15 protein-coding genes are annotated in these 17,037 nt (G+C 67.1%); 3 read left to right on the top strand and 12 right to left on the bottom strand.

The window, feature by feature from the left end:
* Positions 1-142: 142 nt before the first annotated feature.
* Both J2753_RS01025 and J2753_RS01030 read right to left on the bottom strand, forming a co-directional pair.
* Complete coding sequence (locus J2753_RS01025) at positions 143-1,306, bottom strand: Fic family protein (RefSeq protein WP_209489587.1); 1,164 nt, start codon at positions 1,304-1,306, stop codon at positions 143-145.
* Positions 1,307-1,445: 139 nt separating this feature from the next.
* On the bottom strand, positions 1,446-2,006 hold the full coding sequence (locus J2753_RS01030) for a DUF1684 domain-containing protein (protein ID WP_209489589.1): 561 nt from the start codon (positions 2,004-2,006) through the stop codon (positions 1,446-1,448).
* Positions 2,007-2,186: 180 nt separating this feature from the next.
* Here J2753_RS01030 and J2753_RS01035 point away from each other — a divergent pair, with 180 nt between their 5' ends.
* Positions 2,187-3,401: a metal-dependent hydrolase family protein gene (locus J2753_RS01035; RefSeq protein ID WP_209489591.1), complete on the top strand. Its 1,215-nt coding sequence runs from the start codon at positions 2,187-2,189 to the stop codon at positions 3,399-3,401.
* On the opposite strand, the gene J2753_RS01040 is transcribed toward J2753_RS01035, so the two are convergent.
* The 10 genes from J2753_RS01040 to J2753_RS01080 all read right to left on the bottom strand — a co-directional run bounded on the left by J2753_RS01040 (position 3,402) and on the right by J2753_RS01080 (position 15,194).
* Positions 3,402-4,313 carry a DMT family transporter gene (locus J2753_RS01040; protein WP_209489593.1) on the bottom strand — a complete coding sequence of 304 codons (912 nt, stop codon included), beginning with the start codon at positions 4,311-4,313 and terminating at the stop codon, positions 3,402-3,404. It lies immediately after the preceding gene.
* Between the two features lie 55 nt (positions 4,314-4,368).
* Positions 4,369-4,857, bottom strand: coding sequence for a CBS domain-containing protein (locus J2753_RS01045; protein WP_209489595.1), 489 nt, complete (start codon positions 4,855-4,857; stop codon positions 4,369-4,371).
* A 132-nt stretch (positions 4,858-4,989) separates the two neighbouring features.
* Positions 4,990-6,528 carry an ABC transporter ATP-binding protein gene (locus J2753_RS01050; RefSeq protein WP_209489597.1) on the bottom strand — a complete coding sequence of 513 codons (1,539 nt, stop codon included), beginning with the start codon at positions 6,526-6,528 and terminating at the stop codon, positions 4,990-4,992.
* A complete protein-coding gene (locus J2753_RS01055; protein WP_209489599.1) occupies positions 6,521-7,711 on the bottom strand; it encodes an ABC transporter ATP-binding protein in 1,191 nt (396 codons plus the stop codon). The genes J2753_RS01050 and J2753_RS01055 overlap by 8 nt, the downstream gene beginning before the upstream one ends.
* Before the next feature lies 1 nt (position 7,712).
* Entirely contained in the window at positions 7,713-8,756 is a 1,044-nt protein-coding gene (locus J2753_RS01060; RefSeq protein ID WP_209489601.1) for an ABC transporter permease, read from the bottom strand.
* Complete coding sequence (locus J2753_RS01065; RefSeq protein ID WP_209489603.1) at positions 8,753-9,751, bottom strand: ABC transporter permease; 999 nt, start codon at positions 9,749-9,751, stop codon at positions 8,753-8,755. The genes J2753_RS01060 and J2753_RS01065 overlap by 4 nt, the downstream gene beginning before the upstream one ends.
* Positions 9,752-11,410 (bottom strand): ABC transporter substrate-binding protein, encoded by a 1,659-nt coding sequence (locus J2753_RS01070; RefSeq protein ID WP_245334405.1) that lies wholly within the window; start codon positions 11,408-11,410, stop codon positions 9,752-9,754. It abuts the gene before it with no gap.
* 172 nt (positions 11,411-11,582) lie between these two features.
* Positions 11,583-13,838: an NADP-dependent malic enzyme gene (locus J2753_RS01075; protein ID WP_209489605.1), complete on the bottom strand. Its 2,256-nt coding sequence runs from the start codon at positions 13,836-13,838 to the stop codon at positions 11,583-11,585.
* A gap of 72 nt (positions 13,839-13,910) precedes the next feature.
* Positions 13,911-14,033, bottom strand: coding sequence for a hypothetical protein (locus tag J2753_RS14505; RefSeq protein ID WP_281064168.1), 123 nt, complete (start codon positions 14,031-14,033; stop codon positions 13,911-13,913).
* Positions 14,034-14,042: 9 nt separating this feature from the next.
* Positions 14,043-15,194: a M24 family metallopeptidase gene (locus tag J2753_RS01080; protein ID WP_209489607.1), complete on the bottom strand. Its 1,152-nt coding sequence runs from the start codon at positions 15,192-15,194 to the stop codon at positions 14,043-14,045.
* 106 nt (positions 15,195-15,300) lie between these two features.
* Here J2753_RS01080 and J2753_RS01085 point away from each other — a divergent pair, with 106 nt between their 5' ends.
* Both J2753_RS01085 and J2753_RS01090 read left to right on the top strand, forming a co-directional pair.
* Positions 15,301-16,143: a COX15/CtaA family protein gene (locus J2753_RS01085; RefSeq protein WP_209489610.1), complete on the top strand. Its 843-nt coding sequence runs from the start codon at positions 15,301-15,303 to the stop codon at positions 16,141-16,143.
* A 54-nt stretch (positions 16,144-16,197) separates the two neighbouring features.
* Positions 16,198-17,037: a basic amino acid ABC transporter substrate-binding protein gene (locus J2753_RS01090; RefSeq protein WP_209489612.1), complete on the top strand. Its 840-nt coding sequence runs from the start codon at positions 16,198-16,200 to the stop codon at positions 17,035-17,037.

Below are 17,037 nucleotides of genomic sequence, written 5' to 3' on the forward strand. Positions count from 1 at the left end.
CAGATAGTGTAGTAAAGGAGCCCAACTCTGGGCGGTAGCTTCATTGAGAGGCCCTAAACGAAGCTAACACGGGTGTCGAGGAGCCTCAGTGAATTCTGAGCGCTCCATCGAACCGCCACGGTCGGCGCAGTAGTCGCAGCGATCAGTAGGTTTCCGGGGGCTTTTCGAGGATCTCGAATATCTCCTTCGCTCGGTACTCCTTGTTCCGATCCCGTCCGGTCGTTTCTTCGAGAACACCGTCCGTGACGAGACGGTCAATCGCCCTGTATGCGGTCGGACTGGTTACGTCGAGCATCTCCTCGACGAGCGAGGCGGTGAAATACGGCTGTTCGAACAGGGTACACGCGAGTCGTGCGTCTGTTCGTGCACGGCCACCGTACTCCTGCTCGTAGTTGCGCTGGAGGTCGCGTAACTCGCGCGAACGCCTCAAGGATTCCTCCGCTTGGTGGCGCACTCCGGTGACGAAAAAGTCGATCCAAGCTTCCCACTCCCCGTGGGTACGAACCGCCTCCATTCGGTCGACGTACGTCGCCTTGAATCGGTTGAAGTACTCGCTGAGGTAGAGGTTCGGTTCCTCGAGATAGCCGGCATCGGCCAACTGGAGCGTTATCAGAAGCCTGCCGAGTCGACCGTTCCCGTCGCCGTACGGGTGTATCGTCTCGAACTGGTAGTGGACGAGTGCGATGTCGATGAGGGGGTGGTAGCTCCCGCCCGTTCTGATGTAGGTAATGAGCGCCTCCATTAGCCCCTCGACCGTTTCAGGAACAGGGGGAAGGAACGATCCGAGGTGGTTGGGCGTCGTTTTGAACTCCCCGATAGTGTCGGTTTCGCGTCGCTGATCGGGTACATCCGTAAGCAAGGTCTCGTGAAGCGAGTGTAGCAGATCGAGAGAGATCTCTTCCCCACGTTCGATTTTCTCGATCCCGGCCCGTAGCGCGTCCTCGTAGTTCAGAACCTCCCGTACGTCCTTCTTGTCGCTATCGTCGACAGCCCTCACCTGATCGGAGGCAACACCCGACCGTGTTTCGTGACCGTAGAGTGCATCGTAGTCGACCTCCGCCCCCTCGATCTTGGAGGACTCCATCGCCTCCTTCCGGAGTAGTGAGGTGTACACGACAGGAGCGAAATCAACAGTTAGTGAGAACCCACCGAGCTTTCCCAGCCAAAACGTCGCCTCGGATAGAGTCTCGTAGAACCCCTCGTCGAACGATAGCCCCCGGGCAGGTGGGAGTGGCTCGGGTTTGTAGTACGGCTTCCTCCCGTACGGGACGTTCGTACCGGGCGCCGTCTCAGGGAGCTCACTCATCGTTGTTTATCAGCTGTTCGGTACGGAGTTAGTTATATTCGGTGGTGGTGTATTTTCTTTGGGGAGGTATTGGTCGGCAACAAGCAAAAATAGGAAGTCAGTTCGTATCTAGCCGAGATGGCAGCCAGAAACGCCACCGCTACGCTTCTTCGGGCGTCTTCTCGCCGGCCGGAACGATCACTTCCAGCCAGTTCTCCTCGGGCGGGAGCGGGCAGGAGAACGTGTCGCTGTACGCGCAGAACGGCGTGTACGCGAGGTTGAAGTCCAGCGTGATGGTGTCGGCCTCGTCGAGGTCCTTCTCCGGTTCGAACTCCATGTAGCGCCCGCCCGAGTACGTCTGCTGGCCCGTGGTCTTGTCCCGCAACGGGACGAACAGGCCGTCGTGTTCGGGGTTCTCCTGGCGGTAGCCGTGGAGTTCACAGTCCTCGCCGCGGAGTTCGAACGCGAACGTGACGACCCGAAGGTAGCGCACGGGCGGGCCGTTGGTGGTCTCCATCTCGACCGGTTCGGGGTCGTCGTGGACGGTCACGTCGGCCTCGACGCGGAACTCGGGGTCGGGATCGAAGTACGACAGCGACTCGAACGCGTCGCGTTCCTCCGGCGGGATCGGCGACTGCGGGTGTTCGGCGAAAAAGCGGTCCTTCTCCTCGCGGTTCGCTTGCAGTCGTTCGGCCCAGTCGGCGGCGTCGGATTCGCTCATGATCGAAGGTTGGACCCGCGCGGGGATGAGTCCGGCGCTCCGCACGGCTGACAGTCGCCGTGCCGTCCAACGCTCCGCACGGCTGACAGTCGCCGCGGGGCCCAGCGCGCGACCCAGTCGACCGCTCATCGACTGCCGGGAGGCGAACCCCTAACACACGTCACTAGCTACCAAAGAACGATGAAGGTTATCGACTGCGGCACGCTCGTGGACGGAACCGGGAACGACCCGATCAGTGACGGCCGGATCCTCGTCGAGGACGGCCGGGTCGTCGATGTCGGTCCCGCCGAGGCCGTCGACGCGCCCGAGGCCGCCGACCACGTGGACCACTCCGACGCGACCGTGATCCCCGGCCTGATCGACGCACACCTCCACCTGAAGGGGACACGCTCGATGGAGCCGTTCGACTGGATCCAGGAATCGACCGAGTTGAACACTGCCCGTGCGACCGCCGACGTGCGCACGCTGCTCGAAACGGGCTTTACCGCCATCCGGGACGTGGGCAGCGAGGCCGGCCTGCCGATCCGGAAAGCCATCGACGACGGCACCATCCCGGGGCCGCGGGTGTTCACCAGCGGCAGTAGCTTCTCCCAGACCGCGGGCCACGGCGACCGACATTACCTCCCCTACGAGTGGGCGACCAGCGACGACGCCGGCGGCAGTCAGATCGTCGACGGCGCCGACGAGTGCCGGAAGGGCGCCCGCGAGCGCATCCGCGAGGGCGCGGACCTCATCAAGATCATGACCACCGGCGGCGTGCTGAGCGAGAAGGACGCCCCGAGTCAGAGCCAGTTCACCGACGCCGAGATCCAGGCGTTCACCGAGGAGGCCCACCGCGTCGGCATCCCGGTGGCCTCCCACGCGCAGGGGACACCCGGGATCAAGTCCGCGCTCCGGAACGGCGTCGACACCATCGAGCACGGCTTCTACATCGATCAGGAGTGTCTGGACCTGTTCGAGGAGACCGGCGCGGTCTTCGTCCCCACGCTGGCCATCATGCACCGCCTGATCGAGCGCGGCGACGAGTTCGGCGTCCCGGAGTACGGGCTCGAGAAGGCTCGCAACGCCAGCGAAGCGCACTTCGACGCCACCCGGCGAGCCTACGAGGCGGGCGTCCCCATCGCGCTCGGGACGGACTTCCTCGGCCCGGAGCCGATGGCCCACGGCGAGAACGCGCTGGAGGCCGAACTGTTCGTCGAGGAGATCGGCATGACCGAACACGAGGCTATCGTCGCCGGCACCGGGACGGCCGCGGAGACAGTTCCCGCCAACGACATCGGCACCCTCGAGGTCGGCAACCACGCCGACATCGTTGCCTTCGAGGACTCGCCGCTTTCGGATATCGCGAACCTCTACGAGCCGACAGCGGTGTACAAGGGCGGCCGGAAGGTGTAGTCAGAGCCGATCCAGTTCGGCGGCGATCTGTCGACGTTTGAGCAGGGAAAAGCCCATAACGATCAGGAGAAAGCCCACGCCAGTCTCGGGTGTGACCACTTCGCCGAGCACCAGCCAGCCCGAGATGGCGGCGAACACCGGCGCGACGTAGGAGACGAGGTTGATCTCGATGGGGCCCAGTCGGTCCAGCAGGTCGAAGTAGATGAGGAAGCCGAGCGCGCTGGCGATCACCGAGAGGTAGAGCAGGCTGGCGACGATACCGGGCGTGAGTTCGAGCGTCGCGGGCGATTCGCCCAGGCCGAGGCTCAGCACGTGCATCAGCAGCGCGCCGAGCAGCATCGACCAGCCCTCCATCGACTCGACGGGGAGGTCGCTGTCGATCCGACGGGTGAGGACGCTCCCCAGCGCGAACGAGGCCGCCGCGGCGACGATGAGCAGTTTTGCGCCCATCCCGCCCGACAGCAGCGCGTCGGGGTCGGGGTTTGCGAGCACGACGGCGCCGGCGAGGCCCAGCAGCAGGCCGAACAGGCCGACGATTTCGAGGCGCTCCTCGGGGAGGAACAGCCGGGCGAACCCGGTCGTGAGTAGGGGGCTCAGACTGACCAGCACCGCCGCCGAGCCGCTGGTGACGGATTCGTCGGCCTCGCCGATGAAGAGGAACGCGTGGTAGGCCGCGATCAGCAGCACCGCGCCGACGGCGACGGTCGCCCACTGGTCACGGCCGCGCGGGATGGGGTCGTCGACGACCCACCACGCGTAGCCGAGCATCAGTACGCCGGCGATGTCGTAGCGCACCGCCGCGAACAGCACCGGGGGGAAGCCGGCATCGAGGCCGGCCTTGATGGCCATGAACGCCGAGCCCCAGATGGCGGCAAGCAGGAGGAACAGCGCGAGGTTCCGGTAGCGAGACACGGGAAAACTGAGCGCGACGCCGGGCTTAGAGCTACTGCTTTCTTCCCAGATCCGCCTACGCCGCGCCGCCGGCGTCGCGCTCCCGGTTTAGGCCGCGAAGCAGGTCCTGTCGGGTGACGATTCCGACGAGTTCGCCGGCCTCCAGCACCGGAAGCCGGTTGATGTCCGACTCGGGGTCCGCCAGTAGGTCGAGGAGCGCGTCGATGCTGTCGTCGGCGTCGACGGTCACGGGGTCGGCCGTCATCACCGAACTGATCGGGTCCTCGGCGTGGGCGGCGATATCCACGTCGTCGCCCGGCAGGTCGAACGCGTAGGTCAGCGTGTCCGCCAGCGGCGGGAGGCCGATCGGGATCCAGAGCACGCGGTCCTCGACCTCGAACAGGTCCACGAGGTCGCCCTCGGTGACGACGCCGACGACGCGGCCGTCCTCGACGACCGGGAAGCCGCTGTAGTTCACGTCCGCGAGGCGGGCCAGCACTTCGCCAACCTCGTCGTCGGGGGCGACAGTTTCGACGTTACCGGTCATCACGTCTGCTGCGTTCATACACGGACGGTGGGGCGGGGGCTACGTCAACGTTGCTGCCGGACTATGAGGCGGCGACGGTCAGCCGGTGTGTGACTGGAAGGCGGCGACGGTCAGCCGCCGGTGTGTGAGCAAAAAGGCGCCGGCGCCGGGTCAGTCCTCGAGGTGGCAGGCGACCACGTCGCCCGACGCATCCGGCGTCGCGTCGGGTTCGGTCGTCTCACACACCGTCTCGAAACGCTCCCGGAGCGTCGCCGCGGCGGCCGCGTGGTCGCCGTCGGCGACGGCCTCGAGCGCCGAATCGACGACCGCGGCGTTCTCGCCATCGAGGGCCGGGAGTTCCTCCTCCCGGTAGCGCTGCGCGCCGACTTCCTGCACGGCCTCGGGATCGAGAGAGCCCGCCTCGACCGTCTCGCGGAGGTTCATCACTTCGCGGAACGTCGACTGCTCGATCTCGATATCCTCGGGCGGGATCACCTTCGGACACCGCGTCCGGAACCGACAGCCGGAGGGCGGATTCCGCGGCGAGGGGACGTCGCCGGCCAGCGTCGCGACGCGGCGACCCTGTTCGGCCACCTCCGCGCGCGGGACGCTCTCCAACAGCGCCTTCGTGTAGGGGTGATCCGGGTTCTCGAAGATCTGGTCGGTCGGGCCCAACTCGGCGATCTTGCCGAGATACATCACGGCCACGCGGTCGCAGATGTGCCGGACGACACTGAGGTCGTGTGCGATGAACAGGTAGGTGAGGCCGAACTCCTCCTGCAGGTCGTCGAGCAGGTTCAGCACCTGCGCCTGCACCGAGACGTCCAGCGCGGAGACCGGCTCGTCGAGCACGATGAACTCAGGGTCCAGCGCGAGCGCCCGGGCGATGCCCACGCGCTGGCGCTGCCCGCCGGAGAACTCGTGGGGGTAGCGGTCGACCTGATCCGAGGAGAGGCCGACGCGTTCGAGCAGTCGGCCCGCCTTCGCCCGGCGGATCTCGCCCTTCGATCCGGTCACTGTCACCTCGACGTGGAGGTCGGCTTCGCGCTCCTCGACGGTCGCGCCGAGCAGGTCGTGATCGACGCTCGCCTCGGGGCTCTTCTCGCCCATCCGGACCGACACCGGGACGCGGGCGACCCCGTCGTCAGCATCGATCACGCGGTCGAGGTCGTCGGCGACGGTGACCTCAACCATCCGGTCGATCCCGTCGCCGACGGAGAGTTCCGCGGCGGTCGCGACCGTCGGGTCGGACTCGGGGAGCCCGTGGATCCGCATCCCCTCGGCCACGATGGCGCCGACGGTCATCCGCGGGTCGAGGCTGGAGAACGGGTCCTGAAACACGATCTGGGCGCGCCGGCGGAACGAGGCGATGGACTCGTCGTCCATGTCGAACACCTCCTCGCCGTCGAACGCGACGGTGCCGCCGGTGGCCTCGCGCAGGCGCAGCAGCGTCTCGCCGGTCGTGGACTTCCCACAGCCGGATTCGCCGACGAGGCCGAGGGTCTCGCCCCGGCGCACGTCGAAGTCGATGCCGTCGACGGCTTTGACGCTGGTCGCTTCCCGACCCAGCACGCGGTCGAGCAGGCCACCGCCGTCCTGGTAGTGCTTCCTGAGGCTCCGTACCTCGAGCAGCGCGTCGGCGTCGTCGGCCGCAGTTCGATCCGTGGCCGAACCGGGCTGGTCAGCGTTGTCTGGGGCAGTCTCAGTCATCGGTCACCTCCGGGGCCGTGGCGCCGTCGAGCGCCTCGGATTCGTCGTACTCGCGGTCGGCGAGCACACAGCGCACTTTGTGGTCGACGCCGTCGAGCGTCGACGGCGCGTCGCGTTCGTCGATGCGGTGGAGACAGGACTCCATCGCCTTCGGGCAGCGATCCGCGAAGTAGCACTTCTCGCCCATCTCCGAATCCAGCAGGCTGGGGACGTTCCCCTCGATGGGCGAGAGCCGCGGCGCGGGGTCCTCGAGGTCCGGGATCGAGCCCAGTAGCCCCTCGGTGTAGGGGTGGACCGGGTTCTCGAACACGTCCTCCAAGGATCCGCGCTCGACCACCTCTCCGGCGTACATCACGCCGACGCGCTGGCACATCCGGGCGATGACGCCCAGATTGTGGGTGATCAGCACGACGCTCATGTCCTCTTCCTCCTGCAGTTCGGTGAGGAGGTTCAGGATCTGGGCCTGAATCGTCACGTCGAGCGCGGTGGTCGGTTCGTCGGCGATCAGCACGTCGGGTTCGCCGGCCAGCGCCTGCGCGACCATCGCGCGCTGGAGCATCCCGCCCGAGAACTCGTGGGGGTACTCCTCGGCGCGCTGCTCGGGGTCGGGGATGCCGACCCGGTCGAGCAGTTCGACCGCCCGCTCGTGGCTCTCGTCGGAGACGTAGTTCCGCGAGGGGATCACCGAGTCAATGAGCAGGCGGCCCAGTCCGTAGCCTTGGGTTCGCGAGCGAGTGCGTCGCGGGTTCGCGCGGGCACGGCGCTGGACCTCGACGGCCTCGGCGATCTGTTCGCCCACCGGGATGGTGGGGTTGAGGCTGCTCATCGGGTCCTGGAAGATGGTCGCGAACGCCGGCCCGCGGAGCCACCGGCGGGTAGTTTCGGGCAGTTGGCGCACGTCGACGTAGTCGCCGTCGACGGCCTCCGGGTGAGAGTCGCGATGTTCATCGGCCAGTTCGGCGTCGCGGTACCAGACCTCGCCCTCGGTGATGCGGCCCGGCGTCTCCACCAGGTCGATCAGCGAGAGCGCGGTCACGGACTTCCCGGATCCGGACTCGCCGACGATGCCGAACACCTCGCCGTCGCGCACGTCGAAGTCGACGCCCTCGACGGCGTTGACCTGCCCCTCCTCCGTGAAGAAGCGGGTCGTGAGGTTCCGTACCTTGAGGATCTCGTCGGCCATCTCAGACACCCCCCTCCCCTTCGATACCGGGGTCAAGCGCGTCACGGAGCCAGTCGCCAACGAGGTTCACACCGATCACGGCGAACACGATGGCGAGTCCCGGGACCGTCGCGATCCACCACGACGTCGAGAGATACGCCCGGCCCTGGGAGATGTCGAACCCCCAGGAGAGCGTTGTCCCCGAGAAGCCGAGGAAGGAGAGCGACGACTCCAGCAGGATGATCGCCGCGACCTGGATCGTCGCGAGCACCAGGATCGGCGTCGTCGCGTTCGGCAGGACGTGCCGGCCGATGATCCGGAGGTCGCTCGCGCCCAGCGCGCGGGCGGCCTTGACGTACTCCTCCTCGCGGATGGAGAGCGCCTCGCCGCGCGCGATGCGGGCGAACCAGACCCAGTTCACGAGGCCGACGACGACGATGACCGTCCCCGGCAGCACGAAGGAGTCGGGCATTCCCGTCGATAAGCCCAGCGCCGACCGGACGGGATCGACTACCCCCAACATCACGAACGGGTCGGGAATATCGACGGCTGCACGGCCCCAGAGGCCGATGAGCGCGATGGCGAGCACCAGCGAGGGGAACGCCAGCGAGATGTCCGCAAAGCGCATCAACGCGTCGTCGACGCGGCCGCGGTAGAACCCCGCGATGAGGCCGACGCTCACCCCGAGTATCGCGGCGAGTAGCGTCCCCAACACGCCGACCATCATCGACGTGCGGGCGCCGTACACCGCGCGGGAGTAGACATCCTGCCCGAGCGAGTTCGTCCCGAGCGGGTGGCTCGCGGACGCGTTGACCAGCACGGTCTCGTTTTTGATGACGAGCGAGCCGTTCTGCATCTCGGAGGTGGTCTCCTCGGTCGCGCGGCTGAAGCCCAGCGGCGGGAGGTTGTTCTCTTCGAGGTTCTGATTGGTCGGGTTGTGTAGCGCCATAAAGGGCGCGAGTGTCGCGACCAGCAGCATCGCGAGCACGAGCACGATGCCGATCTTGGCGAGCGCGCTCGAGCGGAGTTCTTTGCGGAGGTTTCTGAGCGTGCGTGGAGAGATCATTCAGCGACCACCTGTGGGTCGAGATACGCGTAGACGGCGTCGACGACGAGGTTCACAAGCACGAATCCACAGCCGATGACGACCAGCGTCGCCTGTAGGATCGGCCAGTCACGGACGTTGATCGCGTTGATCAGCGTCGTCCCGAGACCGGGCCAGGAGAACACGGCCTCGGTGATGACGGCGCCACCGATGAGCGTCCCCAACTGCAGGCCGAGCACCGTGATCACCGGGATGAGGGTGTTCCGCAGCGCGTGTTTGTAGCGGATCAGCGACTCCGGGAGCCCCTTCGCGCGGGTCGCCTGTACGTAGGACTGGCCCAACTCCTCGAGCATCCCAGAGCGCGTGAGCCGGGTGATCAGTGCCGTGAAGTACGTTCCCAGCGTCACCGCTGGGAGGAAGATATGCCGGAGCCACTGCCAGAGCGCGTCGAGGCCCGGCGAGACGCCCTGGGCGGCGAGGATGCGGAACGCCTCGATGAAGCCGTAGGCGCGGCCGCTGGTCGGGAAGAGGCCGAACTCCACGGAGAGCAGGAGCACGAGCATGATCCCCAGCCAGAAGTTCGGCGTCGAAATACCGACCAGCGAGAACGTCGTCGCCGCGTAGTCCGCAGGCTGGTGGCGCCGGGTCGCGCTGATGACCCCCAGCGGGATCGAGAGCGTGATGGCGACGAGGCTGCTCGCGACGGCGAGTTCGACCGTCGCTGGGAGTTTCGTGAACACCATCTGGCTGGCCTCGATGCCCGAGATGTAGGAGTAGCCCATGTCGCCGTGGAGTAGCGCCCAGAGGTAGTCCAGATACTGGACGTACAGCGGCTGGTTCAGCCCCAGCTCCTCGGCGATGCGCTGGCGGAGTTCCGCGCTCGCGTCGAGTGGCGCCACCGCGTCCACCGGGCTGCCGGGGGTGATGAACCGCAGCATGAACACGATGCTGACGACGCCCCAGACGACCAGGATCCCCTGAAAACCGCGTTTCAGCAGGAACCGTCCGTACGACATCTACTGTTCGCTGGGCAGGCTCTGTGCCTCCTCGACGAGGCGGTCGAACTCGTCGTTGGAGTAGCTTGTGAGGTTGCCCCCGCTAGTGAGCAGCGGGATGATGGTCTGGCTCGCGTCGAACGTCGTGTTACCCCAGCCGAGGAGGTACCAGTGCGGACTGCTCTCGATGTTACCGTCGGTGACCTCGCCGGCCAGCGTCTGGAAGTCACGCTGTTCGACGCTCGCGGTCACGTTCGGCAGGTCGTCGACGTAGGACGCAACCGCCTGCGCGATCTCGACGTCGTTGAGGTAGCGACCCACCGGTGTCTCGAGCGTGATCTCGGCGCCCGCGTAGCCGGACGCTTCGACCAGCGCCTCGGCCTCGTCCGGGTCGTACGGGTACGGATCGGTGTCGCTGTTGTAGCCGAAGAACCCATCGAGAGTCGGCTGTCCCGTGGCGTCACCGAACGTGCTGAGCACGTTCTGGATGATGCTCTCGAGGTCGATGGCGTAGTTGATCGCCTGTCGGAACTCGGGGGAGTCGAACGGCTCCACGTCGTAGCGCATCGCGTTGAAGATGACCCGCGTCGACGGCGCCGCGGCGATGCTCGTCCCGTCGTTCTCCTCGACCCGGCTGACCTCCTGTGGCGGGACGTTAACGATGATGTCCGCCTCGTCGGAGAGCAGCGAGTTCACGCGCGTGCTGGACTCGCTGGCGGACGTGATCGTGAGCGAACTGATCTCCGCAGCGTCTCGCCAGTAGTTGTCGTTGCGGTTGAAGACGACCTGGACGTTCTGCTCGTAGGTCTCGAGCAGGAACGGGCCGGTCCCGTCGATGTTCTGGTTGATGTAGGAGCTGTCGTTGGACTGGATCCAGGACTTGTTGACGATCGGGCCGTAGCTGGCGAACAGCGAGAACAGGATGGGGTTGAGCCCGTCGCTCATCACGTCGACGGCGCGCTCGCCGTCGACCACTTCGGCGCCGGTGACGCCGGCGAGCTGGTCCTGCTGGGGACTCGCGAGGCCGCCGACGTCGGGGTCGACGATACGGTTGATCGAGAACGCGACGTCCTCGGGCGTGAGGTTGTCCCCGGAGTGGAAGGAGACGCCGTCGCGGATCTGGAACCGGACGCGGCCGTCCTCCTGCCGGCTGTAGTCGTCAGCCAGCGAGTCGACGATGCCGCCCTCCAGGTCGCGGTCGAGCAGCTTTTCGTAGGCCTGCATCACGACGTTGTCCGTCGGCGTCGCGCGGTGGTCCTGCGGGTCCAGTCCGCTGTCCATCTGGGACTGGTTGATCACCACGTCGTCCCCGCTGTCGGTGGCCGGCGAGATGGCGTAGGCGTCGATGAACTCGTCGGCGCGGGCCTGCCACTCGATGTCGGCGCTCTTGCCGTACACGGAGTACTGACGGTTCAGGAACACCCACGGCGCCTGCTCGTTGGCGTGGCGGTTCGCCCGCTGGAGGTAGCCGTCCCGGGTCGTCGGTTCCGGCCGGTCGGTCGGCGTCTCGTCACCGCCGGAGGGGGTCGGCGTGTCGGTGTCGCCCATCCCCGACTCGGTGTCGGTCGCGGTATCGGTGTCGCCGCCACCGCCACAACCGGCCATGGCTGTCGCAGCCGCCGTCCCGGCGAAGCCGAGGAACTTCCGTCGATTGACGCCTTCCCTGTCTTTGTCAGACATAGACAGTCGGAAGAGGCGGACTGACTTATACCCTGCGCCCGTATGGCATGCATCGAAACCGGGTGCCGTCCCCGAAATCGGGGCAGTCTGTCAGGGCGGGTCGCGGAGAAAGAAGGTGTGTGGGCGGGTCGCGGAGAAAGAAGGTGTGTGACCGCGTCTATGGCCGAACGGGCTACTCCTGCTGTGCGTCGACGGCGGCGACGCCGGCGAGGTTGACGATGTCCTTGACCTCGTCACCGCGCTGCATCACGTGGACCGGCTTGTCCATGCCGACGAGCATCGGGCCGATGGCCTCGGCGCCGCCGAGGCGCTGGAGCAGTTTGTACGCGATGTTGCCCGCTTCGAGGTTCGGGAAGACGAGCACGTTCGCGGGCTCGTCCAGCTCCGAGAACTCGTAGGTGTCCGTGAGTATGTCCTCGACGACGGCCGTGTCGGCCTGCATCTCCCCGTCGACCGGGAAGTCGGCCTCTGTGTCTGCACGCAGGCTCGCGGCGGCCTCGCGGGGTTTGCGGGTCCCCTCGTTCTCGACGGAGCCGAAGTTGGAGTAGGAGAGCAGCGCCGCGCGGGGCTCGACGTTGAACCGCCGGGCGAGCTCCGCGGTGTGCTTGGTGATCTCCTCGAGCACTTCCTCGCTCGGGTTCTGGTTCACCGTCGCGTCGGCGACGAACACCACGCGGCTCTTGAACGTCAGCATGTAGACGCCAGCGGCGTACTCGGCGTCGTCGGCGGTGCCGATCACCTCAAGCGGCGGCCGGAGCGCCGACGGGTAGTGGTGGGTCAGCCCCGTCAGGAGCGCGTCGGCGTCGCCCTGCTCGACCATCGCGCTGCCGAGGTAGTTGGTGTCACGCCGGACCAGTTCGTCGGCCTCGCTGCGGGTGACGCCCTTGCGCTGCCGGATCTCGTAGAGCCGGTCGGCGTAGTCGCCGGTCTCGTCGGCGCGCGGGTCGACGATGTCGGGTGCGAAGTCGAGCCCCAACTGCTCGACGATCCCCTCGATCTCCGGGCGGTTGCCGAGCAGCACCGGCTCGGCGATCCCCTGCTCGTTGATCTGGGCGGCCGCACGGACCATCTTCTCGTCGGCGCCCTCCGCGAGCGCGACGCGCTGTTTGTTGTTCTTGGCCTTGTTGAGCACGACCCGCATCATCTCGCGGGACTTGCCGAGACGGGCCTCGAGTTCCTCGGCGTACTCGTCGACATCGATCTCGGTGCGAGCGACGCCCTCGTCCATCGCCGCCTCGGCGACGGCGGGCGCGACCTGGAACAGCACGCGCGGGTCGACGGGCTTCGGGATGACGTACTCCGGGCCGTACTGGAGGGGCTGATCGCCGTAGGCCTTCACGACGGCGTCGGGCACGTCCTGCCGGGCCAGATCCGCCAGCGCCTCGGCAGCGGCCATCTTCATGTTCTCGGTGATGTCGGTCGCGCGCACGTCCAGCGCGCCGCGGAAGAGGAACGGGAACCCGAGCACGTTGTTGACCTGATTCGGGTAGTCCGAGCGCCCCGTCGCCATGACCACGGTGTCGTCGCGGGCGTCGCGGGCCTCCTCGTACCCGATTTCGGGTTCGGGGTTGGCCATCGCGAAGATGATGGGGTTGTCCGCCATCGACTGCACCATCTCCTGGGAGACGATGCCGCCGACCGAGAGGCCGACGAACATGTCCGCGCCGTCCATCGCGTCCGCGAGGTCGCCCTCCGGCAGGTCGCGGGCGAACTCCTTCTTGTACTCGTTCACGTCGTCGTTCGCGGCGCGCTGCTCGGTGATGATTCCCGAGGAGTCACACATGGTGATCTTGGCGGGGTCGGCGCCGAGTTCGACGTAGAACCGCGCGGTCGCCAGCGCCGACGCGCCGGCGCCGGAGAAGGTGATCTCCATCTCGGAGATCTCCTTGTCCAGCACGTCGACGGCGTTCAGCAGACCCGCGCCGCTGATGATGGCGGTCCCGTGCTGGTCGTCGTGGAACACGGGGATGTCCATCGACTCGCGGAGTCGCTGCTCGATCTCGAAACACTCGGGGCCGGCGATGTCCTCTAAGTTGATCCCGCCGAAGGTCGGCTCCATCGCCTCGACCGAACGACAGAACGCGTCCACGTCGGTCTCGTCGAGTTCGATGTCGAACACGTCGATGTCGGCGAAGCGCTTGAACAGCACGCCCTTCCCCTCCATGACGGGTTTGGAGGCCTGCGCGCCGATGTCGCCGAGGCCGAGCACCGCCGTCCCGTTGGAGACGACGCCGACCATGTTCCCCTTCGCGGTGTACTCGAACGCGCGCTCGTCGTCGTCAGCGATGTCGAGACACGGCGCCGCCACGCCTGGCGAGTACGCGAGCGAGAGGTCACGCTGGGTGTTCGTCGGCTTTGTTGTCGAAATCTCGATCTTCCCCGGCGGGTCCGTTCGGTGGTACTCCCGGGCGTCGTCATCCAGTCCCATACTCCCGCGGTTGCCCCGGCGTCGTCAAAAGTCTATCCACCTGCGTCGTAATCGAATTCGACGCATGTCGAACTACTCCACGACGGCGCCGAACTGGAACGCGCCCGAACTCTCGTCGTCAGCGTCGTCGGCGTCATCAGTATCGTCCTCGGCGTCGCCGCCGTCGCCGCCAACAGCATCGCACCTCCCCGACACAATCCCAATTCAGGGCGAGTACGGGGCGTGGCGCTCGACGGTCCGGTCGTAGCCGACCGCCTCGACGTCGAACGCCGGCCAGTTCGGCGTCGCCGTCAGGCATTCGAAGGGGTCCTCGCCGGTCTCGACGAGGTAGGTGTCCTCGCTGCGCGCGCCGCCGATGACGGGGTTGTACGCGTAACCCATCGGTGCCCGAACCGGGTCCTCGCCGTCGGGCGCGGCCAACCATTCCCGGCGGGCGAACCCCGCGGCGCCGCCCTGCTCGCCCTCTTGCCACGCATCCGGGAAGCCCACTTCCTCGTAGGCGGCCTGTATGGCCTCGAACACGTCGCCGGCGTCGCCACCGGTCTCGACGGCCTCGTTGGTCGCCGCCAGCGCCGTCGCCTCGACCCGCGCCGCGGCGCGGAACTGCTCCTCGAAGCGCCCCGGCGGGTCGAACGCGACCGTCCGAGTGAGCGAGGCGTGGAGGCCGCGGCGCTCCGCGGTGACGCTCACGACCGCGTAGTCGTCGAGGTCGCCGGCGCCGGCCGGAGGACTCCGGTAGGTCTCGGCGCGCTCACGGCCCGCGACCCGGACTGTCGGCGCCGACATCTCGCCCGAGGAGAGCGCGATGCGGAGCGCGGAAGCGACCTCGTGTTCGGTGTCCTCGGGGGTCAACTGCCGGCAGACGCGCTCCACGGCCGCCGCGGTCTCCTCGGCCAGCGAGCGGAACCGCTCCACGTCGCCGGCCGCGAGTGGCTGTCGGAGCGGCGCGGCGTCGATGCGGTCCAGCCCCGGCACGTCGAAGTCCGCCGCAGCGAGGGACGACGTCCCTCGGGCAACCGGGCTTTGCCCGGTGACGCCGGCGCCGATGGACTCCGTGGCGACGGCGTCCGCGAGCGAGTCGTGCCACGGGACCGTCTCGACCGCGAACGAGTCAGGTAGCTCTTCGGCAGCGAGTCGGTCGGCTTCGCCCGCGGGCGCGATGGCGCGGAACGCGGGCGCGTCGCCCGGGACGTAACCCGCGGCGGCGACTCCCGTCCCGCCAGCCGCGGCGCCGACGGTGTTGTCCCCGCCGGTGAGCCACGCGAAGGCGTCGCGACTGGCGAACCAGACGGCGTCGTAGCCCGTCGCCGCCAGATAGGCGTCGAGGCGCTCGGCGCGGGCGTCGATGTCGACCATACGGCCGCTGGCGGCGGCGGCGACTTCAACGCGCCGACTCGACCGCTCGCGCGCGAGCGCGCCTGTAACGGAATATCCAAGTGTGCGGGAGTCCGACATCCCGCGAATGAGGCGTCCCAGCTACCGGCAGTTCGCGCTGTTCACGACGGCCCTGACCGGGCTTCTGATCGCGCTGGGGATCTACACCTCCGCGACGGGCTCCGGGCTGGCCTGCTCCCAGCAGTGGCCACTGTGTGACGGCGGGGTGCTGCCACAGACGCTCCCCAGTTTCTTCGAGTGGTTCCACCGACTCGTCGCGATGATCACCGGGTTCGTGATCGTCGGCCTCGTCGCCGCCGCGTGGCGCGGCGATCAGGAGCGCCGGACCGCGCTGTACGCCACCGCGGCGCTGGTGCTGCTGCCGTTCCAGATCTCGGTCGGCGCGATCACGGTGACGTTCAACGGCGCGATCCCGTGGGGCTACTCGGTGCCGACCCACGCCGCCCACCTGCTGTTCGCGCTGTCGATCTTCAGCGCGCTGGTGCTCTCGACACTGTCGGCGTACCGCGGTCACTACGAACGCTCGGCGTTCGACCGGAGCCGCCTCGCACTGGGCGCCGCGCTCGTGCTAGTGTCGGTGAACTTCCTCGCCAGCCGCGTCACCACGCTGATCGAGTACGGTCCGGCCGGACAGGCCGTGTTCATCCTGACGGCGCTGGCCGCGTTCGCCGCCCTGCTCGCCGCCATCGTCTGGCTGCCCGAGACGCCGCTGGCCCAGTACCGCCCTGGTGCCATCGTCGCCGCCGGCGCGATGTTCCTCGTGATGTTGCTGGGCCGGGATCTGGTGATCTACACCGACGAAGCCCGGCTGGTCAACGGCCTGCTGTACCTGCTCGGCTTTGCCGCCACCGCGGTCGTCGCCTACGCCGCACGTGGCGGATCGGGCGGCGATAGGCCCTCTGCGGTCTGATTCTTCGCTTCCGGAATCAGGAGGTATTTAACCTGCCCTGCCTTCGCGGACATCGTGCGACGACGAGATTACCTTCGAGCGGCGGGCGGAGCAGCGGCCCTCGGCCTCGCTGGCTGTATGGGCGGTGGTGACGACGGTACCGAGAGCGAAACCGATGGGACGCCAACGGAGGCTGAGACAGTCCGGGTTGCCTCCGGCATCCCGTACCCACCGTTCGAGATGATGGAGAACGGCGAGCCCACCGGCTTCGACTACGACATGGGCGCCGCCATCTTCGAGGAGCAGATGGGCCGGGAGATGGAGTTCCTCGACCGGTCGTTCGACGGCATCATCTCCGGGCTCCAGAACGGGAACTACCGGGTCATCATGTCGGCGATGACCATCACCGAGGACCGCAAGGAGAACATCGACTTTTCGGATCCGTATTTCACGGCGTACCAGACCGTCGCGGTGCTCGAGAACTCCGACATCAGCTCGAAGGCGGGGCTCCGCGGCAAAACCGTCGCCGTCCAGAAGGGCACGACGGGCGCCGAAGCCGCTGACGACCTGCAGACGGAGTTCGACGGCGACCTCACGGTCAGCCGGTACGACAGCAGCGCGTCGGCGTTCAACGCGGTGCTCAACAATCAGGCCGTCGCGGTGATCAACGACAACACCGTCAGCGCGGAGTACGTGAATCAGAACGACGAGGAGCTCCGGTTCGTGATGGGCGACGGCGTCGCCGCCGAGCAGCGCGACGATCCGCCGGAATACCTCACGCTGAGCATCGAGGAGTACGGCATCGCCTTCCGGAAGGACGACGACGAGTTCCGCGAGCGGATCAACGAAATCCTCGCGACTCTGCGAGAGAACGGCACATACGACGATATCTACTCGACGTACTTCGCGGGCTGA

Source organism: Halolamina salifodinae, from assembly GCF_017874235.1.
Taxonomy (GTDB): domain Archaea; phylum Halobacteriota; class Halobacteria; order Halobacteriales; family Haloferacaceae; genus Halolamina; species Halolamina salifodinae.

Bases quoted from the DNA above. Each gene is read 5' to 3' on its own strand.
- J2753_RS01050 (WP_209489597.1), bottom strand. From the start codon at position 6,528: ATGACTGAGACTGCCCCAGACAACGCTGACCAGCCCGGTTCGGCCACG.
- J2753_RS01030 (WP_209489589.1), bottom strand. From the start codon at position 2,006: ATGAGCGAATCCGACGCCGCCGACTGGGCCGAACGACTGCAAGCGAAC.
- J2753_RS01070 (WP_245334405.1), bottom strand. From the start codon at position 11,410: ATGTCTGACAAAGACAGGGAAGGCGTCAATCGACGGAAGTTCCTCGGC.
- J2753_RS01075 (WP_209489605.1), bottom strand. From the start codon at position 13,838: ATGGGACTGGATGACGACGCCCGGGAGTACCACCGAACGGACCCGCCG.
- J2753_RS01035 (WP_209489591.1), top strand. From the start codon at position 2,187: ATGAAGGTTATCGACTGCGGCACGCTCGTGGACGGAACCGGGAACGAC.
- J2753_RS01080 (WP_209489607.1), bottom strand. From the start codon at position 15,194: ATGGTCGACATCGACGCCCGCGCCGAGCGCCTCGACGCCTATCTGGCG.
- J2753_RS01085 (WP_209489610.1), top strand. From the start codon at position 15,301: ATGAGGCGTCCCAGCTACCGGCAGTTCGCGCTGTTCACGACGGCCCTG.
- J2753_RS01025 (WP_209489587.1), bottom strand. From the start codon at position 1,306: ATGAGTGAGCTCCCTGAGACGGCGCCCGGTACGAACGTCCCGTACGGG.
- J2753_RS01060 (WP_209489601.1), bottom strand. From the start codon at position 8,756: ATGATCTCTCCACGCACGCTCAGAAACCTCCGCAAAGAACTCCGCTCG.
- J2753_RS01055 (WP_209489599.1), bottom strand. From the start codon at position 7,711: ATGGCCGACGAGATCCTCAAGGTACGGAACCTCACGACCCGCTTCTTC.
- J2753_RS01065 (WP_209489603.1), bottom strand. From the start codon at position 9,751: ATGTCGTACGGACGGTTCCTGCTGAAACGCGGTTTTCAGGGGATCCTG.
- J2753_RS01045 (WP_209489595.1), bottom strand. From the start codon at position 4,857: ATGAACGCAGCAGACGTGATGACCGGTAACGTCGAAACTGTCGCCCCC.